This is a genomic window from Methylobacter sp. sgz302048 (assembly GCF_052162025.1).
Lineage (GTDB): Bacteria > Pseudomonadota > Gammaproteobacteria > Methylococcales > Methylomonadaceae > Methylobacter.
In genome coordinates this window covers 4,331,152-4,356,160 of record NZ_CP197401.1, presented here as the reverse complement: position 1 = coordinate 4,356,160, position 25,009 = coordinate 4,331,152, and the positions used below count along the sequence as shown (strand labels likewise).

Genomic DNA, 25,009 nt, shown 5'->3' with positions numbered 1-25,009 from the left:
AATACCCGCCAGATCAATTTTAATAACGCAATGTGAGGTTTTTATGGCTGTTGAAAAAGTTAATTGTTTTTACCCGGATATACTCCGTCCTATCGATAAATCCGGTCTGGAAAAGCTGTCTGAAAAAGGCAAGGCAAACCCCGGCGCAACGGTGACGCTGAAGGCGAAAACGGTCTGTGAAGGACAATTCCGCAACCTGACTTATATTCGCGATCTGGCCCCTTATGTCATTGACGAGCCGCCTCATTTGCTGGGCCAGGATACGGCGCCCAACCCGTCGGAAGCCTTGCTTGCCGCGTTGGGCGCCTGTCTGTCGGTGGGCATTCATGCCAACGCGACGGCCCGCGGCATCGCCTTGAGCAAACTGGAGCTGGCATTGGAAGGCGATATCAATGTCACAGCGGTCTGGGGCGTGGGCGACCTGTCCCCCGGCAAGCACCTGGGTTTTTCCGCAATCCGCGTAGCCATCAGTGTGGAAGGTGACGCCGACGCTGAGACTTTGGCTGAAATCATCGCCCATGCCGATCAATGGTCGCCGGTCGCCAACACCTTGCGCAACGCCGTTCCGGTCGATGTCGTGCAGAACTGACAGTGCGGCGCCGGGTTCCGGTGCTCCTTATTGAGTCTGTAAAAGAGAAAAACTATGAATGCAATAATGACTCTTGATATGAACGATTCCTTGGATGGTCAGCCCGAAATAGCGAATCTGGACCAGCTGATTGCCCGGCGGTTGGAGCCGCATGTTGCCGCGATCGATCTTGAAGGCGAATATCCGCGTGAGTTTTTGCGTTCACTGGGCGAAATCGGCGGCTTCGCGGGCGTGGTTTCTCCAGAGTATGGCGGCAATGGCCTGGGGCTGGGGCATTGCTTGAGCGTGATGGACCAGGTCGCCCGCAGCTGTCTCTCCACAGCGTTTGCGGTCTGGTGCCAGACCGCCTGCCAGCGCTATCTGCAATTGTCCGGCAACGATCAGGTCAAGGCGGCCTTTTTGCCGGACCTCGCCGGCGGCCGCCTCATGGGCGGGACCGGCTTGTCCAACACCTTGAAGGCCAATGCCGGCATCGAACGGGCTTTGTTGAAGGCACGCCGCATCTCCGGCGGTTACGAGATCAACGGCAGTCTGCCCTGGGTATCCAATCTGGGGCCGGGGCATATATTCGTCACCGGCTGCCCGCTGGAAGGCGATGGCCGTCTGGTGTTTTTCGTCGTCGACTGCGATCAGTCGGGATTTCGGCTGGTGGACGGGGCCCGTTTTGCCGCCCTGGAAGGCACCGGCACGCTGGCCTGCCAGTTCCGGAATTGCCGGATCGAGGACCATCGCGTGCTGGCGCATGCGGAGGATTCAGAGGCTTATCTGGCAAGAATAAAGCCGGGCATGATACTGGGTCAGATGGGCATGGCCCTTGGGCTCGTCAAAGGTTGTATCGATCTGGTCGATCGCTCGCAATCCTCTTTGAACCAGTACCTGGACGATCAAGCCGATGACCTGCGCGGGGCGTTGCAAGGGGTCGACGACGAAACGCATCGGCTGGCTGGGATTCTGGATCGCGATCCGTCTGCTGCCATTATCCGCGATATTTTAAAAGTTCGTCTGGCGGGCAGCGAACTGGCGCTGCGGGCCGCGCAGGCGGCCATGCTGCATCAAGGAGCTAGAGGCTATATGGCCCATTCCGCCGCGCAGCGCAAACTGCGCGAGGCGTATTTCGTGGCCATCGTAACGCCTGCCATCAAGCATCTGCGCCGTGAGCTCGCCAATCTTGAGAATCAGCAGCATTGATATATTCCTCAAGCTATTACCTGATGTTACGACAGGCATTCTGTCCCGTCTGCCGCGCCGAGCACCGCAGCTTTTAATAGATCCGGCCCGTAGGGGCGCGGCAGGGAAGCCGCGCGTTGCCAAAGCTTCGTAGGGTACGCATCGCGTACCTTTCCGGACTCGCGGTGTACCGAAAAGCTTTGAATAGGTACGCGATGCGTACCCTACAATGGATTTCGCCTTGATTTTGGCAAGGCAGCGGGGTAGAGCTGCCGATGCCGAGTTTCCGCTAAAGCTCCAAACCAGCCTACATAGGCTGTTAAAAGCAAGTCACTCGCCTTCGGGTGCGATGAACCCGATCAAATAAAACCGTCGCGCTAGCGATACATTATTAAATCTCAACTAACTGCGTAATATCAGTTATTACCATGGCAATTGACGATGTATAAGGAAAATCTCTTGACCGGCTTCACCCATGACCAAACCTTTCCATCATCTGACCGGCCAACCGAGCGGCCTTTGCTGCAAGCCAAACGACTCTCGAAAGAATATCTCAGCAAAAACCGGGCATTGCGGGTTTTTGAGGATATTGACCTGGAAGTCCGCCCGCATGAAGTGGTCTGCCTCCTGGGTGCCAGCGGCTGCGGCAAGTCTTCCTTGTTGACGGCGCTGGCGGGCTTGAATCCGGGCAGTGGAGGGCAAATTCTGTTCGATGGGAGGCCGCTCAATAAACCCGATGCGCGCCTCAGCCTGGTCTTTCAGGACCCCTGCCTGTTGCCCTGGCTCAATGTCCGCCAAAACACGGCTTTCGCGTTGACCCTGAGCGGCGGCCCGAAGCTGACTCGTCATGAAATCCAGGCGCAAACGGATACGGCTTTGCAATGGGTAGGACTGCAGAGTTTCGCCCATGTCTACCCCGACCAGTTGTCAGGCGGCATGGCGCAGCGCGTGTCGTTGGCGAGAGCTTTGGTACGCAGCCCGGAGATTTTGCTCATGGACGAGCCTTTCAGCGCGCTCGATGCGATTACGCGCCTGAGCATGCAGGAGCTGTTGCTCGGCTTGATCGCCCACAGGCGCAATGCCGTGGTACTGGTGACCCATGATATAGATGAAGCGTTGATGCTCGGCGACCGCATTTTATTGATGGGCGGCGCGCCCGGCCGCATCGTGCGGGAATGGAAAATTTCCCTGCCGCAGCCCAGGGGGCAGCGACTCCATGAGCTCGTAGAGACCCGTATGGCTATTCTGGAAGCATTGGCTCAGGTGGCCGGCGGACAACGGCTGCCGGACGGCAGGGTAATTTGAAGCCCGTATGCTGATTTTAGGGACAAAACCCAATACTAAGAATCAAACTTGTGGGTAGATCAAGCCTTTTGTCTCGCTTCTGATTTCTATAACCGTAGCACTAGACGATGTAAATACGCGCCGAACGTGTCGGCGCGTAGCCTGATTTTTCCTTAAGATAGGGCGATAAATAACTTCCCTGAATTTACACAGGTGTGGGGGCGACTTCAGTCGCCCAGGGCGAATTAATTCGCCCCTACATGATGGACAAACCGGAAAGTCATTTTTAACCGAATCCTTAGAACTTCGAATTCAATACCAGCCCGACATAGCGACGAGCACCGATGCCGTCGTAACCGACCGGATAGGTATTGCTATAATCGTTGACGCTGGTGGTGTACTGGGTATCGAACACGTTATTGGCCACCAGATTGACTTCGTATCTGATCTTGCCGCCGGTGAATAAACCGATGCCGATGTCCGTGACTTGATAAGCATCCTGCTTACCAAATGACGATAATTGTGCTTCAAGATTCTGCGACGAGCGCACGACCGAGTTGACCCAGGCGTGTCCGTTCAATCCGGCAAACCCCAGCGGCTTGTGCAAGTCAACACCAAAGATACCGGTCAGGTCAGGCGCGCCGACCACCTGCCTGCCGGTAAAATCGCAGACTGCCTGTACCGAAGTGGGAATCTCCGCCGGACAAGTCGCGGTGCTCCAGTCGGTATAACGGGCATGGTTGTAGGCGCCGCCGAAGCTGAACGTCAACCAGGGATTTGCATAATAAGCGGAATCGATTTCAACCCCCATTGCGGTAATTTCGGGAATGTTGCCCAATTCCGAACGGTAACCGGTTTGCTGAGTCGCATCGGGAATGCTGGTGGTAGCCTGATAGTCGGTAACCGTGGTGTGATAGAGATTGATATTGAACATCAACGACTTATCGAGCAGCAGACTTTTCAGTCCCAGCTCGAAGTCCAGCGATTTTTCCGGTTTTACATAGACGTTCGAGCCGTCAGAATTATTAAACTGTACCGAACTGGACTTTTGCCCGCCGGCGGCCGACGCATAGACCATGATGTCTTTGTTGATTTTATAGCTGGGATTGGCCAGCCAGGAGGTCGACCATTCATCGATCCGGTTGCCGGACTGCCGGCCGTAAGTCTGTGCGACTCGCGCCGCGCGGATGGCGTCTGCCGTGGCGTTGCCGGTTGAAGTCAATGGCGAGCCATCATAAAAGGTAGCGGTTTTCTCGATACTGTTGTTCTTGCTTTCGAAGGTTTCGCGGATGCCCAAAGTCAGCGTGGCTTTGTCTGTGATATGCCAGTTGACCTGCTCGAATAACGCAATACTGTCCGTGGATGGCGTGGTGTTGGTCTTGACGAAGACATTGTTCAGAGAACTGCGCAGCAAACCGACATCGCTGCCTATTAACTCGTTATATTGACGATTACTGGCGTAAAAAGCGCCGGCATCGACGCCATACAAGTTTCTGCCGGTAGAATCGGTTTCGGTATGCATCAGAAACAAGCCGCTCTGGGTATCGAGCCAATCGAACGGCGACCAGGCGTAGCGCAGCTCCTCGGAATACTGTTTGGTATCGACTTTTGTACCGCCTCTGGCGATATCGAACCTGGTTTCTTCACTATCGTTTTTGGCATTGAAGTGAAATTCGCGATAGGCCAGCACCGATGTCAATGTACCCGGCCCAATATCCCAATCCAGTTTTCCGGAAACGCCGCCGTTAATGGTAGGCAGAGGCTGCGCCTGGCCTATATCGATTTTGTTCCAGGCCTCGTCGCCGATGATGGGTTGATAACCATTGAAATAGCCCCGGGAAATCCGGCTGGTAAAGGTATTGGTTCTAGGCGAACCGTTGAGAAAAGTCGCCGGCTCGAACATCTTCGGTTTAACGTTGCTGTTTTCGTGTGCTTCGGCATAATCGATGTTCAGCCTGAATCGCAATGTTTCGCTCGGCGTCAGCAGGAACTGCAAACGGCCGCCGTAGCGTTGCCGTTCGTTGTAGGTGCCGCCTTCGGGATTGATATTATGCAAGTCGCCGTCCTGCGTATTGATAAACGCCGAGGCGCGAAAAGCCAGTAAATCGTCGATTATCCCATTGCTGTAAGATGCTCTGGCTTTAAATGCGCCGGGCAATATACCAGTCTGTTGATTGCCGCCGACCTCGCCTTCAACAAAGCCCTGTTGAATAAAACTGGGCGCCTTGCTGGTATAGTTGATCACGCCTATGGTCGTGTTTTTGCCCATCAGGGTCCCTTGCGGCCCCCTCAGCACTTCAATCCTGTCCAGATCGGTAAAGTCTTGATAGGACATGCCGACGTGGCTCATGAAAACATCATCCACCATCACCCCAACCGCGGGCTCCATACTGTCATTGCCGCTGGCCTTGCCGATACCGCGTATCGAAATGCCGGTCCGTCTGCCGTTGGGGGTGGTCGCTGTAACGCCGGGCGCACGTTTGGTCAGATCCTGAATGTCGTAAGTCCTGTCGCGTTCAATATTTTTGTTTCCCAGTACGGTAATCGGGATCGGCACGTCCTGAAGTTTTTCTTCCTTGCGCCGCGAAGTCACAACCACTTCCGACAGGTTTTTAGGTTCGACAGCTTCCTGTTCAGGTTCTGCCGCCGCTGCAGAAACAGCGCCTTCCGCCGGCGCTGGCTGCGGGGGGGCTGTGCCGGCATTTGCCGTATCGGCAGGAGCGCTCTCGTTGGTCAAGGCCCTTAGCCGCGCATTCTCCTTTTCGCTTGCTTCCAATTTCTGCTTTAAACGCGCTATTTCAGTGGCGGGATCGCCGGAGATAGCTTGAGCGAAGCCATGGCCCGGCATCAGCAGGCAAGCTCCCGCCATAAGCATTGCCGGTCGGTTCAGGCTTGCCCGGTGCCAAGCCGCCGCTTTGGTTGGCAGTGTGTTTTCACTTAGGATGCCAAATACTTTGGCGGACAAAAGCCGCTTTTCAATCCTGCTCCCAGGCGGCTGTTTCAGGCTTTTGCTTATAACCGGCAGCCGGCCTAATCTATCGATCCCCATCTACTTCCCCACTTGTCATTTATAAATGTTTTGGTTTTGTTTGCTTCATGTCAGATCGGACGCATAAAAACACCGACTGCCGTAAACAGGGGGATTTCATTCGCTAGAGAACCAGCGTTCTTGTGACTACCTCTGTTCCTCGACTGTTGTCCGGGCATCAGCCTCAAGTGCTTTTTGCGCACGGCTTGCTTCCTGATCAACACAAAGATCGATTGACTTTCGCATCTTCCATGCCACATCAAGCCCAATGTGAAAAATCCAGCGACGAAATTTTTCAAACAACTGTTCTAAAAGTAGGTAATTACACGTAGGGCTCAGACAAATAATCGGACTCTTAAAAAATCGAGGTATTGGGGACCGGACGCAACTGCTTCTTGAGCATCAATTTACAAGCTTTTTTGTTGATAGCCTGCTGCCTGGGGCGCATCGGGAGCTTAGCTTTGATTACGCAATACCTTAGAAGGTATTGCGTAGCCGATGGAGTCATGCCCCATGGCTATTCAATCCATGGGGCAGGGCGGTTATTTCACCGCCGACAGATGAAACTGGCTGGGATCGGGCGGGATCACGGCATTCTCGGCATGCGGCGTTCCGGCCGGAACCCACTCGTAAGGCACGGGCTGGGCGCGGTAAACCTGGTAATTGACGATTTCGCGTCCGGTTTGCCGGTCCTGATTGCGGCTTGGATAAGGATTGATGTATTCCCAGACGATCTCGCCGGCGGGCGTGACCTGGAAGAACCGGCCGACCTCACCCTCGTCGATGAAGGTGTTGCCGTTCGGCAAACGGCGCGCGTTGCTGATATGGGCGCTGCGGAAGCTCCAGCCGGGCCGTCCGGAATCCTCGGCCGTGTATTGCCAGACGATTTCTTTTTTGACCGGATCGATCTCCAGTATCCGCGAGCCGCCGGTCACGGTCAGAGCCGCGGGCGGATAGCCGCCTTCGCCCTGGTTGTCGAAGACCAGCAGATTGCCGGCGCCGGGGAGACCGGCCGGAATAATATGGGCATCATGCTGGCCGCTGATCTGATCCACGGGGCGCGGCGTTTTGCGGCTGGCATTGATGCCGGATTCGCCGATGGCGGGATAATGAGGGCCCAGCGTCCAGACGACCTGGCCGGACTGCTTGTCGATGATGGCGATAAAGTTGGCATTGCGGGAGTCGATCAGCAGGTTGTCAGGATGGAATCGCTTATCTCCGGCATCGTACCAGCGGTTGGGGCCGACAACTTTCAAGTTGTTGAGATGCAGGTAATCGGCATTTTTGGACGCTTTCACCAGCTTCAGCTCTTCCGGCGTAAAGCCGAATTCCCCGATGTGGTCTGAAGCCTGCCACGTCCATACAATTTCACCTTCCGGATTGACTTCGTAGACGACGTCGTCGAGCACATTGGGCTGCGCGAAGCCGGGAACCGGATGAACGAGGTTGGCGAGCACCAGGGTGTTGCCATTCGGCAGCCTGGCCCAGTCATGATGCTGCTGCGCCCGGCCGCCCGGCGCTTTTTCGCCGAATTGCCAGACGGTTCTGCCTTGCCAATCCTGTTCGCCGATCGTTTTCGAGACGCGCCGGCCAACCCGGCCCGGCACCAGGTCGGGGCCGCTGCCTTCTTCGGTGGCGAGGGTCAGCAGCACATGGCCCGGCTCGCCGCCCGCCAGCGCGGGATCGATCAGGGTAATGAGCGAGCTTTCATTGCGCCATTGATGTACAGGGTTGCCGTTCAGGTCGATCAGGCGGGCAATCTTGTCGCCGCCGGTAAACAGCACGAATGAATTGTAAGCCTTGGCAGGATCGTAGCGGAGGGTGCCGGTCGGGAAAATGCTTGGTTCTGCCAGCGCGGACAAGGAAATGCAAGTTCCCAGCGCTCCCGCCAATAAAGTAAAAGCCGTTTTGGTCGGCTTGTGATCAAAAATCTTCATGTCCATTTTTCCTTGTTCCGAGGATTGGGTTTCTTAAAAACGCGCAGTCATGCAGGCTCGCCGCCGAATGCTGTGTTCAGTGAGCTGAGCCTCAATCCGAGTAGCAGCTATCGTACCAGCCCGTAACTCAGGACGGGGAGAGACACTCGCCTCATCGAGGCAGCCAAGAATCCGGGTGTTCGCAAATCTTCAGTCCGCAGGTCCGTGTCCGGCGATATCTGTTGTTCATATGGGTTGCTGTTGGAGAAACAGCCCATCAGCAGGGTGCTTATGTTAGAACAGTTGGCATCGGCTAAAGGTGTTGGCGAAAGCGCCAATCGATGTCCTCCCGGATCATTGTTATGACATAAAGTTTTTTAAATTCAGATAACTACCTGTTTCACGAGAGAGGATAGGACAAGGAAACCCTGTTTTTGCCTGCATGGCACGAAATCTGCGTTTTCAGGAGAGCGTTGCGGAAAGCATGGGTAACGCCATCTATATATCAGTGCTACGAATGAAATGGATCTTGCTGCCTGTATATGCGCTGCGGCTAAAACAATTACTTCACGGATCGATGCACTGTTTTAATTTTATTTGTAAGGAAATGGGGTAGTAATGAAACGCAAAATGGGAGATGTATTTTCAACCGCCTTGGTCCGGCAGGCGGTTATTCCTCAGGCGATCGGCTCGCGTCGCAAGTTATCCTCCAGCATAGCCGTGGCGATAACAGGCGTTTCCATGTTATCCGTATCCGGCGTGCAGGCGGCGGATGCGAAAAAAAGCGTGCAGGAACTGCAGGCGGAAGTGGAGCGCTTGACGCAGGAACTGGCGGCGTCGAAAAAGCGGGAGCAGGATTTGATCAATAAAAGCGCAGCCGCTGCGCCTGCCGGGACAGCGCCCCCCGTTGCCGCTGAAGCGCCCGCTGCTGTTGAAGCGCCGGCGACGGAAGTGGCCCAGGCAGAGCCGGAAGAAACCAAGGATCTGGGCGAAGTCGTGGTACGCGCGCGGCCCAAGCTTGAAAAGCTGCATAATATCAAACAGTCGGTGTCGGTCGTTTCGGGCAAGGAGCTCGATCGCGAGCTGTCGCTGGACCTGGGCGCCATTACCCGGCGCGCTTCAAACGTCCAGTTCAACCAGAACAACACGCGCGGCGCCTCGTTATCGATCCGCGGCGTGGGCAAGCGGTCTTTCACGGAAACCCAGGACCCCAGCGTAGGCGTAACGGTCGATGGCGTCAGCTATGCGCTGACGCAGCTCGCCAACTTCGATTTCTACGATGTCGATGCGGTAGAAGTCACCCGCGGCCCCAGAGGTACCGAGGGCGGCTTGAGCGCGAGTTCGGGCAAGGTCAATGTTTATTCCAAGCTCCCGACCTTCATTCCCACGGCCGAACTCTCGGCGGCTTACGGACAGCGTGAAGCCCTCATTCTGAAGGGCGCTCTGGGCGGCGGCGTGATCGATGATTTTCTGGCGACGCGCATTTCCTTCCTGGTCGACAAGGGCCGAGGATTCTATACCCAGTCTTATGATGAAAACTACAGCCTTTACAACAAGGACCGCCTGAGCGGCCGCGTGCAGTTTCTGTTTACGCCCAGCGAAAATTTCAAAGCGAGAGTGGGCGGCGATTTTGAGCCCAGACAGCCGCAACTTCAAAACGGCCTGACGTTTTATCACGACAACCCTTTCAGATTCGCCGATGGCAGCCTGGTGGACCCTAACGGTACGCAGGCAAAAGCCAGGCTATTCGGTTTTACCAATACTGCCGGCGTTTTTACCGGTTCTCGTCCTTACTTTGAAAACAGGGGCTTTACCTGGAACGATTATATCGGCGGCGAGCAGCGGAAAACCGTCAATTTCAATGAAAACCAGGGGCAGACGGTATCCAATAAAGGCGCCTATGTGCATCTCGACTGGGATGTCGCCGACCACCACCTGAGTTCGAATACCGCCGTGCGCTCTTACAGCTTCGATGCCCATAACGATGAAGGCACGCCCTTCGACATCAACGTCGATGGCGGCGGCGGCGTCAACTACAACCAGTACACGCAGGAATTCAAGATCGTCGATCAGCCCGGCGGCTTTATCGATTACCGAGGCGGCCTTTTCGGCATCCAGACCCGCAACGACATCGTTTCAAAGACAGGCTGGGGGGCCGACGCGGGCGCCTGGCTGGCCACCAACGCGCAATACAACACGCTGGACAGGAACGCCGGCGAGAATCGCGGTTCGGGGCTGGCTTTGCTCAAGGATGCCTTGCAGGATGCGCGTAAAAAAGGCGACACCGAGGTTCATACCTATGCCGGTTCCATCTTCGGGGAATCCGATCTGCATTTTACCGACGACTTTACTTTAACCACAGGATTGCGCGTGACCAAGGAGCACCGCAGGACAGTGGATACGGTTCAGTTAGCGAAGAATGGGGCAGGCGGCGCGCTGAATCCGGTGGCGATACGCGACGTGCAGCTCGGCGGCTTTGACTCCGCGGCCAATGGCGAATTGCAGGGCGCCAACTCCGCGGACCAGTTGAAGCTGGCCGACAGTGTGGCCAACCGTTACTTTGGCGCTGCCGTGACCGATACGCCGGGCCAGGCTTACAACAGTCTGACCGAGGCCCAGAAGAACCAGGTCGGCACCGCCAAAAGGCTCCGCAGCCAACAGGTCGGGCAACTGTACAATCCGGTCAAGAGCACTTATACGGATCTGTTGTTTACGGCCCAGGTGACGCCCAGCTACAAGATCAATAACGACCTGACCACCTATCTGTCCTGGCAATACGGCGAAAAATCGGGTTCCGCGCTCAATGTCAACGGCGTATCGCGTAATGTCAAACCGGAAAACACCCATGCCCTGGAATTGGGCCTGAAGTCGTTCTGGCTCGATAGGTCGCTGATTTTAAACGTCGACGCCTTTGTGATGGATATCCACAACTACCAGCAGTCGGTGCAGGTCGTCGATCAGTTTCAGACCGATATCAACATCGCCAACGGTCAGGCCAATCCGACGGCTTACACGAGCGCGCAAGGCAACGTCAAGAAAGTGCGTGTGCATGGCGTGGAGCTGGACAGCGTGTATAACGGCATTCCGAACCTGTCGCTGCGCTTCAACGGCGCCTATAACATCGGCAAGTACATAGACTACGACAATGCCGGCAAGCCGGAAGAGCTGGCGTACCTGCCGGAACCTTACATTGACCAGAGCGGCAGGATCTTGCCGGGCGCTTCCAAATGGAGCTTTACCGTAGGCGCGGAATATGTCAAACCTGTTTACGACAAGTATCTGTTCCACACCAGCGTCAATACCAATTTCCAGAGCGGCTACAACAACGCCGATAACCTGTCAGCTTATGGCTGGGTCAATTCAAGATCGCTGACGGATGCCGCGATCGGCATAGGCACAAAGAACAATGTGCTGGACTTAAGCTTTATCGTCAAGAACCTGTTTAACAACACTACGCATGAAGAGGGCTGGAACAGTTATAGTCCTAACCCCTATCCGCTCTGGTATGGCGTTCAGTTGAGCGGCAAAATTTAACGCGCTTTTGCATCACCGCAAGGATGCGGACTCCCCTGGGCTCCGGTTATTTCCGGAGCCTTTTTTTATTTGCAGGCATCTCTTACCGGGCCGCATCAATCAAAAGTCATCTGCGAGCCCAAACCCCATCGGAACTGTTGTTTATCCAGCCACATGGGATGTTGATAGGTTGCTGCAATTTCAACAGTTCCCTGCGCTATTTTAGCTGTCGGCAAACACTTACAGTTGCTCTCAAGCTAGAGCGGTGGCCGCAATTTCTCTTTATATCAATGAACATGGCGCTTCCAGACCGGCTGGTTCCGAAAACCGGCTGGTCCTGCACCTCTGGCATGGAAGTTGCGATACAGCTCATGACCAATCTTGATCATCGTACACGCCCGTGTGCGTTTAACCATTCACATTGTGTAAGAGAAATAATAATGAAAAAACTGACAAACCTGCTGTTGTTGATGGCCCTCGCAGCCCCTGTTGCCTTTGCGGCCAGCCATGACCATGCTGGAAAAGCCGAAGCGCCGGCCGCTCATGCTTACAAGTACAAAACCCCAAAACTGAGTCGTGCGCAGATAGACGCCCTGCTGTCGAAGCCGGATCAGCTGTTGATCATAGACGTGCGCCGTCCAGACGAGATAAGCAAAATAGGCAGTTTTCCAGTGTATCTAAATATTCAAGCCAAAGAACTGGAAAGTGCGCTGCCTTTTATTCCAAAGGATAGAAACATTGTTACCGTCTCCAATCATGCCGGCCGCGCCGGCGCTTCAGCCGATCTTTTGGCTGAGAAAGGCTTCACGGTCGTCGGTGCGATAGGCTCGCAAAACTATGAAGAGGAAGGGGGCAAGATAACCAAAATCACGCCGCCGGCTCCGAAAAAATAACTGGCGCGAGTAAGTCGGAGACAGAAGAAAAACGTTAATCCTGGTAAGGCCACAGTTTTGTGGCCGTTTAGGGCAATAGGACCCGCAAGGTTTTAAGTCCTTTTATTTTTGGAGTAGGTCAATGAAAAAGAAAATATATCCTGCCGTTTTATGGAGTCTTGCGGTAGCGATGGCGGGCAATGCCCTGGCGGCGGACGAGAAGCCCGCGGGCGCCAAGGCTGACGCGCCGCAAGCTACGCAGTCCAAATCAAAACTGTGGTCTTACCAGCCGGTGAAAGCGCCGGTTATTCCCACCGTCAAGCAGCAAGACTGGGTGCGGACGCCGATCGACGCGTTCATCCTGCAGAAACTGGAAGAAAAAGACATCAAGCCGTCTGAGGATGCGAACCGCGAGGCCTTTATCCGGCGCGCCACGCTGGATGTCTGGGGCGTCATTCCCACGCCGGAAGAGGTCGATGCCTTCGTCAACGACTCATCCGACAACGCTTACGAGAAACTGGTCGACCGCCTGCTGGCATCGCCCAAATACGGCGAGCGCCAGGGCCGCAAATGGCTGGATTTGGCCAGATACGCCGACAGCACGGGCTTTCAGAACGACAACGACCGGCTGAACATGTGGCGTTACCGCGATTACGTCATTCATGCGTTCAACCAGGACAAGCCTTACAGCCGCTTCATCCAGGAACAGCTGGCCGGCGACGAGCTGTGGCCGGGCGACGAGCAGGCGCTGATCGCCACGGGCTTCATGGCGCAGTTCCCGGACAACAGCAACTCGCGCGACCTGGTCCAGCGCAAGTACCAGATCACCACCGACATCACCGATACGGTAGGCAAGGTCGTCCTGGGACAATCGCTGGAGTGCGCGAGATGCCACAACCACAAGTTCGACAAGATCAGCCAGAAGGACTATTACTCGCTGCAATCGTTCTTTGCCAACATCAACGCCGTCGACAATATTCCGGCCAAAAAAGGCGAGATCGAACGCAACTACGAGCAGCAATGGGCGAAATGGGAAGCCGCCACCAAAGACATCCGCGCCAAACGGAAAGCGATCATCGACACACACAGGGATGAGGCGCTCAAGTATCACAAGGAACGTTATCTGACCGACAGCCGGGAAGCCATTTTCAAGCCTAAAGACCAATGGACGCCGCTGGATCGCTGGGTTAATCACCGCCTTGCGAATGTCACGGACGAGCAAAGCCTGACGGCTTATTTCAGGGAGAAAGGCGAAAGCACGGACTCTGCCACGTACAGCAAGGAACTTGCAGACAAATGGGCCGAGCTGGACAAGCTGAACAAGCAGCTCAGGAAATTCAATGACCTCAAGCCCGCTACCACTTCCAATACGATCTCTGCCATGACCGAGCTGGGCTATTCCGACGCGCCGCCCACCTACGTGCTGGCCGGCGGCGATCACGAGAAGCCTCTGGAAGAAGTGCAGCCGGCGTTCCCTGCCGCCATTACCGACGAGAAGCCCGACATCAAGCCGTTGTCTTTCTCATCGGGACGCCGCAGCGCCCTGGTCAAATGGCTGACTAGCCCGACCAATCCATTGACGGCGCGGGTCTATGTCAACCGGGTCTGGGATCAGTATTTCGGGCACGGTATCGTGACGACGGTCAGCGATTTCGGCAAGGCCGGACAAAAACCGACGCATCCCGAATTGCTGGATTATCTGGCCGACAAATTCGTCAAGGACGGCTGGAGCGTGAAAAAGCTGCATCGCGAAATCTTGTTGTCGAGCGTCTACCGGCAGTCGTCGGATCACCGCGAAGAGGCGCATAAAGCCGATCCGGACAACAAATTGCTGGCCGTTTTCCCGCGCCAGCGTCTGGAAGCCGAACAAGTGCGGGATTCGTTGCTGGCCGCGTCCGGAAAACTGGAAGAGAAGGTGGGCGGGCCAAGCGTTTATCCGCCGCTGCCTAAAGTGATCAAGACGGGCGAGGCCAACTTCAATGGCGATCCGGCCTGGAAAACATCCAAGGATGAACACGACCATAACCGCCGCAGCCTGTATGTCTTTACCCGGCGCAGCCTGCCTTACCCGATCCTGGATTCGTTCAACATGGCTTCTCCGCAGGATGCGCACAGCAAACGTGAAGTGACGACCACACCGTTGCAGGCACTGACGCTGTTCAATAGTGAAGTGGTGTTCGACTGGTCCAAATCGCTGGCGGGCCGAGTCATCAATGAGGCGGGCGACGATGAGTCGGATCAGCTGGACAGGCTTTATGAAATCTTGTTCGCCCGTGAGCCTGAAAGCAGCGAAAAGGACGCTCTGCAAGCCTTTCTGGACGATCAGGAAAAGGTCATCCGGGAAAAAGCATCGAAGGGCAAGTTTGAGGTCAACGTGCCAATCGGCGTGCAAGACAAACAACTGACGGATCCTGTCAGAACGGCAGCATTTGTTGACCTGGTGCATTCGGTCGTGAATTCGAACGAGTTCATCTACCGGTTTTAAAGACAACACATTATCTACGAGAGGTTTGCATTATGAAGAACAAGTCACGTCGAGACTTTCTATATAAAACCGGTTACGGCCTGGGCGGATTGGCGCTGAGCGGCTTGATGCCCGGCGGCGGAGTCATCTCCAGCGCGTTCGCGGAAGAAGCTGTAAGCGCATTGGCAGGCGGTAGCCCTCTGGCACCCAAAGGGCCGCACTTCCCGGCCAAGGCCAAAACGGTCATCTGGCTGCACATGGCCGGCGCACCCAGCACGCTGGATCTTTATGACTACAAGCCGGAGCTGATAAAACTGGCCGGCCAGGGCGTGCCCGCTTCATTCCTGAAAGGCATCAAGACCAGTACCCAAGGCGGTATTACCAAATTGATCGCTACAAACCGCACCTGGAAACAGCACGGTGAAAGCGGCGCCTGGTTTTCCGATTTATTGCCCAACCTGGCTCAGCACGCCGATGATATCGCGTTTATCAAATCCAGCGTCACGATCGGCGCGACGCACGATATTTCAATATTGAAGCTGAATTCGGGCGGCCTGAATCCGGGACGGCCTACCTTGGGCGCATGGGTGCAATATGCGCTGGGCTCCGCCAACCCGAACCTGCCGGCTTATGTGGTGCTTTACAACGACAAGCGCGAGCCCAGAGGCGGCGTAACCAACTGGAGTTCGGGCTTTCTGCCGGCGGTCTATCAAGGCACGCCGTTCCGCCCCGGCAACTCGCCGATTCTGCATCTGAACAATCCCGAATATCTGGCGGTAGCCGAAAAACGTCATTCTCTGGATTTGCTGAAGAAACTGAATGAGCAACACGGCTCCCGTTATCCTGAAGATTCAGAGCTTCAGGCGCGCACCGAATCCTATGAACTGGCCTATCGCATGCAGGAAACCGCGCCGGAAGCGGTCGACTACAGCAAGGAATCCGATGCGGTCAAGGAACTGTACGGGCTTAATGATGAAGTCACGAAACCTTACGGCGAACTGTTGCTGCGTGCCCGGCGCCTGACCGAGCGCGGCGTGCGCTTCATCCAGGTCGTATCCGGGCCGACGGATATCAAGGGCGACAGCCGGGACTGGGACGCCCATTCCAACATCGAGGAAAATCACAGCACGCATGCCCGCATCGTCGACAAACCGATCGCCGGCCTGCTCAAGGATCTGAAAGCCAATGGCCTGTTGGATTCCACACTGGTGGTCTGGACCTCGGAGTTTGGCAGAACCTCATGGAGCGAGTCCGGCGACGGGCGCGACCACAATCCCTGGGGCTACACGCAATGGATGGCGGGCGGCGGCGTCAAGGCCGGCACGACTTACGGCTCGACCGATGAAATCGGCCTGCAGGCTGAAAAAGGCAAGGAAGTCGATACCTATGATTTGCATGCGACGGTCCTGAACCAGCTGGGCCTGGATCACCTGAAAGTCATCTACAAAAATCTGGGCCGGTCCGAGCGTCCGACCGTGGTTTACGGAAAAGTCATCAAGGAACTTATCGCCTAGGAAGGCTCGCCCGGTCCCGGAAGATTAGGTTTTCGGGACCGGAGCGATTCAAGCAGTTATTACAAAGAGTACACGATGGGGCGACCGCTGCCGTCGGCAAGGATCAAATATGCACAAAATGATTAACCTTTTCGGAATCGTTCTCGTGTTGGCCAGCAGTATAGCCACTGCCGAAAGCGAATTCGATTTCGAAGAATTGATGGAAGCAGTAGACAACAATACCCATAACCTGCAGGACAGCATTACCAACAAGGACCGTGACTCGGCCATTGCTCTGGCCAAAGAGCTTCAGAATGCGTTCAAACTGGTCGAAGGCTTCTTCGATAAGCGCGGCAATGCCGCCGATGCCGTGGCTGACTCCAAGATCTATCAGGACAATGCGGCCGCCATCGTGAAATTCGTCGAAGCCAACGATTACGACTCGGCATCCAACAAGGCCATTGAGATTTCCAAGTCCTGCGATCAGGCCTGCCACGATACCTACAAACCCCTTTGAATGAGCACTTACATGAAACGTTTTCTATTAGCCTGTCTATTGTCGAACGCCATCACGCTGCCGGCCGTTGCCGCCCTGAAAGAAGGTGATACGGCGCCGGATTTTGAAGCGCAGGCTTCACTGGCCGGCAAACCTTTTGCCTTTTCCCTGAAAGAATCACTGAAAAAAGGCCCTGTCGTGGTCTATTTCTATCCGTCAGCCTATACGGGCGGCTGCAATCTGCAAGCGCACACGTTCGCCGTCAACCATGACAAATTCACGGCCGCCGGCGCGACGGTTATCGGCGTGTCGCTGGACAGCATCGAGCGGCTCAACGTCTTTTCGGCCGATCCTGAGTACTGCGCGGGCAAAGTGGCCGTCGCCTCCGATGCCGACGGCAAAATCAGCAAAGCCTTCGACCTGGCCGTGAGAGAGGCGGCGCCGGGCAAGAAGGATACGCGCGGCGAGGAAATCAAGCACGGCTTTGCCGAACGCACGACCTTTATTGTCACGCCCGACGGCAGGATAGCCGCAACGCTGGACGGGCTTAAACCGGTTCAGAATGTTGAAAAGGCGCTAGCAGTCGTGCAGCAGCTGGCGGTCAGCCAGGCAGCGAAATAGCGTGCGGTTTCTGGCTTTCGGCATGCTCGCGCTTTTAGTATCGGGTAAATCCGTGGCGGTTGATGAGGACGCCAGCACAATCCCGCAGCGTATCGGCAGCGGCGATCCGGTGGCGGGCAGGGAAACGTCGGAATCCGAGCGCTGCCAGGAGTGCCACGGCCAGGACGGCAACAGCGATGATGGCAGGATTCCCAGCCATGCCGGCCAATATGCCGGCTATCTGATCAAGCAGCTCCGCGATTTCCAGAGCGGTGCGCGCAAGCATCCGGTCATGAGCGTGATCGCCGAGGACTTGAGCGAAGCCGACATGGCCGATATCGCCGCCTACTTCGCCAGCCAGAAACGCAGGCAGGACAATTCGGCAGGCGGGAATGCCGCCGGGGGAAACCTGTTCAGCAACGGCGACCAGGCCCGAGCCATCGAGGCTTGCGCCAATTGTCACGGCGAAGGCGGCAAGGGAAGGATCGCCGATAACGTGACCTATCCGGCCATCGGCGGCCAGCACAAGGCTTACCTGAGCGGACAGCTTGTCAACTGGAAGCTGGGCGAACGTTCCAACAGCCCGGGCGGCGTCATGAACAAGATTGCCAAAGCGCTGGCCGATGATGAGATCGAAGCGCTGTCGACTTACCTTTCCGGACTGTAGTGGCGAATTCACTTGTGCCCCAGAGAGGGTATTCGCCCTATTTTTACTTGCTTATCGTTGAGAATAAAACAAATGAAAACCTTGAAACGTCTGTTATTTGAAGTCCATCGCTGGCTAGGCATCGTCCTGGCCTTGTTCATGTTTTTCTGGTTCGTGACAGGGCTGGTCATTATGTATACCACGCCGGCCGCGCAAAGCCGTAGTCAGCGGCTGGCCCATGCTGAGACGCTGGCGCCTGAAGCCGGCTGGCTGAGTCTTGGCGAGGCCTGGGACCGTAGCACTGAACAGCGCAAGGCGGTCGCGGCTCGCCGAGCCAAGATCGCAGACAATGCCGGCGCTCAAAAGCCGCCGGCAGGCGAGGTCGGCATTGCCGATGCCAGGCTCGTGCGCAGCGGCGGCGAACCGCTGTGGCTGATCGAGGACGATCGCGGCCGCTATTTCGCACTATCCGCGATCGATGGCTCGCTGCATGACATTTCCGTGGAACAGGCCCTGAAAATCGCGCAAAACTGGTCGGGCGGCGATAATCAGGTCATGCATCTGGAAACGGTCGACAAGACGATCAAGGTACGCAACCAGGATGCCTTGAGCCCGTTCCATCACATTGCCATCGACAACGACGCGGGTGAAGAACTGTTCATTTCCGCACGCACCGGCGAGGTGCTGCATGCGTCCACACGCGTGGACCGCGCTTTTTACTGGGCCGGCAACTGGCTGCATCTGTTCAAGCCGCTGGACGCCGTCGGCCTGGGCCACATCCGCGAAGACGTGCAATTCTGGCTGGGCCTGTCGGCGACGATCGCCACATTGACGGGACTGATCATAGGCTGGCTGCGCTGGCGGCCCGGCTTCGGCGGCAAGCCGACCTATTCCCAAGGACGAACCCAGCCCTACCGCGAATTCTGGTTCAAATGGCACTTCTGGAGCGGCCTGATCGGCGGCACGGTGGCGCTGTCCTGGGCCATCAGCGGCTTTATCGATACCAATCCCTGGAAACTGTTCTCGCCGGCAAACCCCAGCCGCGAGGAACTGGTGCGCTACTCGGGCGGCAAGCTGCCCGCCGTGATGCGCGACTGGCAGCCGGCTCCGCTTGAGAGCGGTTCCGATATCGTCGAGCTGGGCTGGCGCAGCCTGGGCGATGAAGCCGTGCTGCTGGCCTATACCCGCGACGGACAGCGGCAGCCGCAATCGGTGACCAATACCGTGCCGCAATTCAGCCGGAATTCGCTGGCGGCCGGTGCGCAACGCCTGGCCGGCGATACCAAGATAGAAACGCAGACGCTGTTGACTGAGTACGACAACTACTACTACCCCAGACACCATCAGGGACTGGTGGAAAAACCGCTGCCGGTGCTGCGGGTGACGCTGGCCGACGAAGCCGGCACGCGGCTTTATCTGGACCCGCAGGACGGCCGCTTGCTGGCCAGGCTGGACCGGAGCCGGCAGGTGTTCCGCTGGCTGTACTCAGGCCTGCACCACTGGGATTTCGGCTGGCTGTACTATCGTCCGGTCTGGGATGTCTGGATGCTGATGTGGGTGGCATTCGGGCTGGTCCTCGGCGCCAGCGCGCTGGTGGTCGGCTGGCGGCGCCTGCGCCAGACTTTCCGCATCAAAAAGAGCGTCGGCCGCAAGGCGCAGCTAGCTCCGGAGCCGGCGGGCTGATACGACGGCATCGGCCCGATCTGTTGAATTGGAAACACTTTCTGCTGCCGGGTTGTTTCATGAGCAGCAGAACCTCAACTGTTGGCATGGATGGCGGAACAGCCACGGGTTGGGCAACGGGTATGCGAAAAAAGATTAGCGGCTTTGTAATCAATTGACTAAGTCAATCAAGTGCCGCGTGCGCGCTGTACATAAATGTTGGCACTATTCCTGCTCATAGAAGTAGGGTACGCATTGCGTACCATTTTTCAAAGTTCGCAAATCTTGAAAATGGTACGCAATGCGTACCTTACGAAATTTTTAACGGCGGTAGGCTGGGTTGATAAACCCAGCATTTTGGAGTTGCCTAAGCTGGGTTTCCGCTAAAGCTCCAACCCAGCCTACAACTGCCTCGGGTCGAATGAATTCGACCCTATACACAAGAAAAACCTGATCATAGTATGAAGAACAATCCAGTTATTTTATTGGCGCCATTTTTGAACGCACCGCTGGCGCTCGCAGCGGATTTAACCCGCCCTTCAGGCCCGGCTCCGGCCGCCTTGACGGCTGTTTTACAGCTTTGCGATCAACTAGCGGTCACGCGTTGGCAATAACGATAGAGCGGCATCCCAGGCAGTTCAAATCAAATCATGTTCCGCGCCTGCGTTCGGCCGGACGAGGCCCCGCAGTAGATCGGCATGTTCGTCGATGCGCCAGTTTCCCTATTGTTTGCACAATTGCTACGAATTGCTTGCGCATTTCATCGCTACAATTCAAAGCCCGCAAGCCCTGAATGCCTGGACTTCGGCCTTTTCAACCCGCTCAGCGCCGGCAGGTTACCAATCAAAAAAACATGAACCCGGACTACTTATGAAGTTGGAAGAAAACAAAGCATCGCGCCCGATAAAACCGAAGCGGAGATTTCATTGGCTGGCATGGCCGGCGCTGATCTTGTTGATATCGGCGGCGGTTTATTTCATCAAGCCGTTTATCGGCAATCCCGCGCAGGCGGCGCCCGAGAAGAAGCGGAGCGGCCAGTACGGCGGCACGATGGTCGCGGCGGTCGTGGCCGAGCCGGTCAAGGAGGGTGATGTGCCCGTTTACCTGAACGGCCTGGGCACGGTTACGGGCCTGAGCACCGTGACCGTGAAATCGCGCGTTGACGGCGAGCTGATTCATGTCGCTTTCAAGGAAGGCGGGCTGGTGCGTGAAGGCGACCCGCTCGCCGAAATCGACCCCCGGCCTTTTCAGGTTCAGCTCATGCAGGTGGAGGGGCAGCTTCTGCGCGATGAAGCGCTGCTGAAGAACGCGCAGTTGGATCTGGAACGCTACAAGACTCTGCAGGAGCAGGACTCCATCGCCGCCCAGCAGGTCGCCACGCAGGAAGCCACAGTCAAGCAATACCAGGGCATCGTGGCAGCGGACCAGGCCCAGGTCGCGAATGCCAAACTCCAGCTGAATTATGCCAAGATCACCGCGCCCATCACCGGGCGGCTGGGCCTGCGCATGGTCGATCAGGGCAACATTGTCAAAGCGTCCGATACCGGCGGCATCGCCGTGATCACGCAGACGCAGCCGATAGCCGTGGTCTTCACCGTGCCTGAAGATCAGGTGTCGGCGGTCTTAAAGCAGCTCCATGCGGGCAAAGCCCTGCCGGTTGAAGCCTACGACCGCAGCGGCAAGAACAAGCTGGCGCAAGGCAGGTTGCTGGCAGTCGACAACCGGATTGATCCGAGCACCGGCACCGTCAAGTTGAAAAGCGAGTTCGACAATGAAGACGAGTCCCTGTTCGCGAACCAGTTCGTCAATATCCGCATGAAGATCGACACCCTGCGCGGCGTGGTCATCGCGCCCAGCGCCGCGATCCAGAACGGCAATGCGGGCAGCTTCGTGTACGTGGTCAAAGACGGCCAGACCGTCAGCACGCGGCCCGTCAAGCTGGGGCCCGTGGACGGCGAGCAGGTGGCCGTGCTGGAAGGCCTGCAAGCCGATGAACAGGTCGTGGTCGATGGCGCCGACAAGCTGCGCGAAGGAGCAAGGGTCAAAGTGATCGACCGCAGCGGAGCCGTTGCCGGCGGCGCCTTGCTGTCCGCTAATGACGGCCATCAGGATCAGCCCAAGCAGAGCAATGCCAAGTAATTTTTTCCCGCCACACGGACAGTACGCCTGACCTATGAATCCCTCCCGCCTGTTTATTTTACGCCCGGTCGCCACCTCGTTGATGATGCTGGCCTTGCTGCTGATCGGCATCGTCGCCTACCGGGAACTGCCGGTTTCGGCCCTGCCGCAAGTTGAATACCCGACCATCCAGGTCGTCACGCTGTATCCGGGCGCCAGCCAGGATGTTATGTCGTCGCTGATCACGGCGCCGCTGGAGCGCCAGCTAGGGCAATTGCCGGGCCTGAGCCAGATGTCGTCATCCAGCTCGTCCGGCGCCTCGGTCATCGTCCTGCAATTCAACCTGAATCTGAACATCGACGTGGCCGAACAGCAGGTGCAGGCCGCGATCAACGCCGCCGCCAACTTCCTGCCCAATGACCTGCCCATGCCGCCGATCTACAGCAAGGTCAATCCCGCGGATGCGCCGATCATGACGCTGGCGGTCAGTTCCGATACGCTGCCGTTGACGCGCGTGGAAGATCTGGTCGACACGCGCCTGGCTCAGAAACTGTCGCAGTTGTCCGGCGTCGGCCTGGTCAGCATCAGCGGCGGTCAGCGGCCGGCGATGCGCATTCAGGTCAATCCGGCCGCCTTGTCGGCTTACGGCCTGAGCCTGGAGGATGTGCGCCAGGCCATCGCCAGCGCCAATGTCAACCAGCCCAAAGGCCTATTCGACGGCCTGACGCGCTCGACCACGATCGACGTCAACGACCAGCTGAAATCGGTTGCCGAGTATGAAGCGCTGGTCATCGCTTTCCGCGACGGCAATCCGGTGCTGCTGGCCGACGTCGCCGAGATCAGGGAGCAGGCCGAAAATGTGCGCCTGGCAGCCTGGGCCAACAAGACGGCGGCCGTGATCGTCAATATCCAGCGCCAGCCGGGCAGCAACGTCATCGAAGTCGTCGACCGCATCAAGGCCCTGCTGCCGCAGTTGCAGGAATCGCTGCCCAGCGGCCTTGACGTGGCCGTGCTGACCGACCGCACGACCACGATACGCGCGTCGGTGGAGGATGTAGAAGCAGAGCTGATGCTGGCGCTGGGGCTGGTGATCCTGGTGATCTTCCTGTTCCTGCGCAATCTGTCCGCGACGGCCATTCCCGGCGTGGTCGTGCCGCTGTCGCTGGTCGGCACGTTCGCTTTCATGTACCTGGCCGGCTTCAGCATCAACAACCTGACGCTGATGGCGCTGACCATCGCGGCCGGTTTCGTGGTCGATGACGCGATCGTGGTCATCGAGAACATCGCGCGCTACCTCGAAGAAGGCGAGAGCCCCCTGCAGGCGGCGCTGAAAGGCTCCGAGCAGATCGGCTTCACGATCATCTCGCTGACGATCTCGCTGGTGGCCGTGCTGATCCCGCTCCTGTTCATGGGCGATATCGTCGGCCGGCTGTTCCAGGAGTTCGCCGTCACGCTGGCCGTGGCGATTCTGATTTCGGCCGTGATCTCGCTGACCCTGACGCCGATGATGTGCGCGAAAATGCTGCGCCATGTCGACGAGGCGCACGCGGGCTGGTTCTACCGGGGCAGCGGCCGGTTTCTCGACAGCCTGAACGACGGCTACGGCCGGCTGTTGCGTGTTGTCCTGCGGCATCAGGGCATGACGCTGCTGGTCGCCGTCGCGACGCTGGCCCTGACCGTGCTGTTGTACATCGTTATCCCCAAGGGCTTTTTCCCGATCCAGGATACCGGCGTCATTCAGGGCATTTCCGAAGCGCCGCAGAGCATCTCGTTCCAGGCCATGGCCGAGCGGCAACAGACCCTGGCCGACGTGGTGCTGCAGGATCCGGACGTCGACAGCGTGGCTTCGCTGATCGGCGTCGACGGCAGCAATCCGACGCTCAACACCGGCCGCCTGCTGATCAACCTGAAGCCGCTGGATGAGCGAAAGACCAACGCGGTCGAAGTGATCCGGAGGCTGCAACCGAGACTCGACCAAGTGCAGGGCATCAAGCTGTACCTGCAGCCGGTGCAGGACCTGACCATCGAGAACCGCATCAGCCGCACGCAGTACCAGTTCACGCTGGATGCGGTGGACCAGGCCGAACTGAGCCGCTGGACCGGCCTGCTCGTGGACCGGCTCGCGCAGTCGCCCGTGTTCGCCGACGTCTCCAGCGACCTGCAGGACCAGGGGCTGCAGGCCTTCGTGTCGGTGGACCGCAGCAGCGCCAGCCGCTTAGGCGTTTCCATCGCGGCGATCGACAACGCGCTGTACAACGCCTTCGGCCAGCGCCAGATCTCGACGCTGTTCACGCAGTCGAACCAGTACCGCGTCGTGCTGGAAGTGAAGCCTGAGTTCCGCAGCAGCATCGCGGCGCTTAAAGATGTCAGGGTCCAGTCCTCGAGCGGCACGCAGGTGCCATTGTCGACGATCGCCACGGTGTCGGAGCGGTTCGCGCCGCTGGTCGTCAATCACCTGGAGCAGTTCCCGGCGACGACGATTTCCTTCAATCTGGCGCCGGGCGCGTTTCTCAGCGATGCCATTGACGCGATAGAGCAGGCCAAGCAGGACATCGAGCTGCCGTTGAGCGTGCGTGCCAGTTACCAGGGCGCCACGCAGGCGTTCAGCGCCTCGCTGACCGACACCGTGTGGCTGATCATCGCCGCGCTCGTGACCGTCTATATCGTGCTGGGCGTGCTCTATGAGAGCTACATCCATCCGGTCACGATTCTGTCGACACTGCCTTCGGCCGGCGTCGGCGCCCTGCTGGCCCTGATGCTGTCGGACACCGATCTGGGCATCATCGGCATTATCGGCATCATTTTATTGATCGGCATCGTCAAGAAGAACGCGATCATGATGATCGACTTTGCTTTGGAGGCCGAACGCAAGGAAGGCAAGCCGGCGCACGAGGCCATCTATCAGGCCTGCCTGCTGCGCTTTCGGCCGATCATGATGACGACGATGGCGGCACTGCTCAGCGCCTTGCCGATGATGCTGGGGTCCGGCGTCGGTTCCGAACTGCGCCATCCGCTCGGCATCACCATGGTCGGCGGGCTGATTTTCAGCCAGATGCTGACGCTGTTCACGACGCCGGTCATCTATCTGGCCTTCGATCGTCTGGGCCGGCGTCTCAGGAGCAATCCGGAACCTTTGGCATTGCCGGTCGGCAAGGAGTAGC

Annotated in this window: 15 protein-coding genes; 13 read left to right on the top strand and 2 right to left on the bottom strand. The window is 57.3% G+C overall.

Annotated elements, in window-relative coordinates; all coding sequences use genetic code 11:
• Window positions 1-43: 43 nt before the first annotated feature.
• From ACTNE6_RS19490 to ACTNE6_RS19480, 3 genes are all read left to right on the top strand, one after another.
• Entirely contained in the window at window positions 44-589 is a 546-nt protein-coding gene (locus ACTNE6_RS19490) for an OsmC family protein (protein WP_442497973.1), read from the top strand.
• Window positions 590-643: 54 nt separating this feature from the next.
• Complete coding sequence (locus ACTNE6_RS19485) at window positions 644-1,777, top strand: acyl-CoA dehydrogenase family protein (protein ID WP_442497972.1); 1,134 nt, start codon at window positions 644-646, stop codon at window positions 1,775-1,777.
• A gap of 420 nt (window positions 1,778-2,197) precedes the next feature.
• Entirely contained in the window at window positions 2,198-3,061 is an 864-nt protein-coding gene (locus ACTNE6_RS19480; protein ID WP_442497971.1) for an ABC transporter ATP-binding protein, read from the top strand.
• Window positions 3,062-3,338: 277 nt separating this feature from the next.
• Here the strand turns inward: ACTNE6_RS19480 and ACTNE6_RS19475 are convergent, their stop codons facing one another.
• Together ACTNE6_RS19475 and ACTNE6_RS19470 are read right to left on the bottom strand one after the other, a co-directional pair.
• Window positions 3,339-5,909, bottom strand: coding sequence for a TonB-dependent receptor (locus ACTNE6_RS19475; protein WP_442497970.1), 2,571 nt, complete (start codon window positions 5,907-5,909; stop codon window positions 3,339-3,341).
• A 701-nt stretch (window positions 5,910-6,610) separates the two neighbouring features.
• Window positions 6,611-8,005, bottom strand: a complete 1,395-nt coding sequence (locus tag ACTNE6_RS19470) for an arylsulfotransferase family protein (RefSeq protein WP_442497969.1) — start codon at window positions 8,003-8,005, stop codon at window positions 6,611-6,613.
• 597 nt (window positions 8,006-8,602) lie between these two features.
• Between ACTNE6_RS19470 and ACTNE6_RS19465 the strand changes: the two genes are divergently transcribed.
• From ACTNE6_RS19465 to ACTNE6_RS19420, 10 genes are all read left to right on the top strand, one after another.
• Complete coding sequence (locus ACTNE6_RS19465; RefSeq protein WP_442497968.1) at window positions 8,603-11,518, top strand: TonB-dependent receptor; 2,916 nt, start codon at window positions 8,603-8,605, stop codon at window positions 11,516-11,518.
• Window positions 11,519-11,937: 419 nt separating this feature from the next.
• Window positions 11,938-12,390, top strand: coding sequence for a rhodanese-like domain-containing protein (locus tag ACTNE6_RS19460; protein ID WP_442497967.1), 453 nt, complete (start codon window positions 11,938-11,940; stop codon window positions 12,388-12,390).
• 121 nt (window positions 12,391-12,511) lie between these two features.
• A complete protein-coding gene (locus tag ACTNE6_RS19455) occupies window positions 12,512-14,854 on the top strand; it encodes a DUF1549 and DUF1553 domain-containing protein (RefSeq protein ID WP_442497966.1) in 2,343 nt (780 codons plus the stop codon).
• A 32-nt stretch (window positions 14,855-14,886) separates the two neighbouring features.
• Window positions 14,887-16,347, top strand: a complete 1,461-nt coding sequence (locus ACTNE6_RS19450) for a DUF1501 domain-containing protein (protein WP_194971015.1) — start codon at window positions 14,887-14,889, stop codon at window positions 16,345-16,347.
• 109 nt (window positions 16,348-16,456) lie between these two features.
• Window positions 16,457-16,843 (top strand): hypothetical protein, encoded by a 387-nt coding sequence (locus ACTNE6_RS19445; protein WP_194971016.1) that lies wholly within the window; start codon window positions 16,457-16,459, stop codon window positions 16,841-16,843.
• 12 nt (window positions 16,844-16,855) lie between these two features.
• A complete protein-coding gene (locus tag ACTNE6_RS19440; RefSeq protein WP_442497965.1) occupies window positions 16,856-17,443 on the top strand; it encodes a peroxiredoxin in 588 nt (195 codons plus the stop codon).
• 22 nt (window positions 17,444-17,465) lie between these two features.
• Window positions 17,466-18,089, top strand: coding sequence for a c-type cytochrome (locus ACTNE6_RS19435; protein ID WP_442497964.1), 624 nt, complete (start codon window positions 17,466-17,468; stop codon window positions 18,087-18,089).
• 72 nt (window positions 18,090-18,161) lie between these two features.
• A complete protein-coding gene (locus ACTNE6_RS19430) occupies window positions 18,162-19,751 on the top strand; it encodes a PepSY domain-containing protein (protein WP_442497963.1) in 1,590 nt (529 codons plus the stop codon).
• A gap of 687 nt (window positions 19,752-20,438) precedes the next feature.
• Entirely contained in the window at window positions 20,439-21,869 is a 1,431-nt protein-coding gene (locus tag ACTNE6_RS19425; RefSeq protein WP_442497962.1) for an MdtA/MuxA family multidrug efflux RND transporter periplasmic adaptor subunit, read from the top strand.
• Window positions 21,870-21,903: 34 nt separating this feature from the next.
• Window positions 21,904-25,008 (top strand): MdtB/MuxB family multidrug efflux RND transporter permease subunit, encoded by a 3,105-nt coding sequence (locus ACTNE6_RS19420; RefSeq protein ID WP_442497961.1) that lies wholly within the window; start codon window positions 21,904-21,906, stop codon window positions 25,006-25,008.
• Window position 25,009 lies beyond the last annotated feature (1 nt).

What these genes read in the sequence shown, in the direction of transcription:
- ACTNE6_RS19440 (WP_442497965.1), top strand. Translation starts at nt 16,856, where the DNA reads ATGAAACGTTTTCTATTAGCCTGTCTATTGTCGAACGCCATCACGCTG.
- ACTNE6_RS19420 (WP_442497961.1), top strand. Translation starts at nt 21,904, where the DNA reads ATGAATCCCTCCCGCCTGTTTATTTTACGCCCGGTCGCCACCTCGTTG.
- ACTNE6_RS19465 (WP_442497968.1), top strand. Translation starts at nt 8,603, where the DNA reads ATGAAACGCAAAATGGGAGATGTATTTTCAACCGCCTTGGTCCGGCAG.
- ACTNE6_RS19435 (WP_442497964.1), top strand. Translation starts at nt 17,466, where the DNA reads ATGCTCGCGCTTTTAGTATCGGGTAAATCCGTGGCGGTTGATGAGGAC.
- ACTNE6_RS19425 (WP_442497962.1), top strand. Translation starts at nt 20,439, where the DNA reads ATGCGCCAGTTTCCCTATTGTTTGCACAATTGCTACGAATTGCTTGCG.
- ACTNE6_RS19455 (WP_442497966.1), top strand. Translation starts at nt 12,512, where the DNA reads ATGAAAAAGAAAATATATCCTGCCGTTTTATGGAGTCTTGCGGTAGCG.
- ACTNE6_RS19490 (WP_442497973.1), top strand. Translation starts at nt 44, where the DNA reads ATGGCTGTTGAAAAAGTTAATTGTTTTTACCCGGATATACTCCGTCCT.
- ACTNE6_RS19445 (WP_194971016.1), top strand. Translation starts at nt 16,457, where the DNA reads ATGCACAAAATGATTAACCTTTTCGGAATCGTTCTCGTGTTGGCCAGC.
- ACTNE6_RS19450 (WP_194971015.1), top strand. Translation starts at nt 14,887, where the DNA reads ATGAAGAACAAGTCACGTCGAGACTTTCTATATAAAACCGGTTACGGC.
- ACTNE6_RS19470 (WP_442497969.1), bottom strand. Translation starts at nt 8,005, where the DNA reads ATGAAGATTTTTGATCACAAGCCGACCAAAACGGCTTTTACTTTATTG.
- ACTNE6_RS19460 (WP_442497967.1), top strand. Translation starts at nt 11,938, where the DNA reads ATGAAAAAACTGACAAACCTGCTGTTGTTGATGGCCCTCGCAGCCCCT.
- ACTNE6_RS19475 (WP_442497970.1), bottom strand. Translation starts at nt 5,909, where the DNA reads ATGGCGGGAGCTTGCCTGCTGATGCCGGGCCATGGCTTCGCTCAAGCT.
- ACTNE6_RS19485 (WP_442497972.1), top strand. Translation starts at nt 644, where the DNA reads ATGAATGCAATAATGACTCTTGATATGAACGATTCCTTGGATGGTCAG.
- ACTNE6_RS19480 (WP_442497971.1), top strand. Translation starts at nt 2,198, where the DNA reads ATGTATAAGGAAAATCTCTTGACCGGCTTCACCCATGACCAAACCTTT.
- ACTNE6_RS19430 (WP_442497963.1), top strand. Translation starts at nt 18,162, where the DNA reads ATGAAAACCTTGAAACGTCTGTTATTTGAAGTCCATCGCTGGCTAGGC.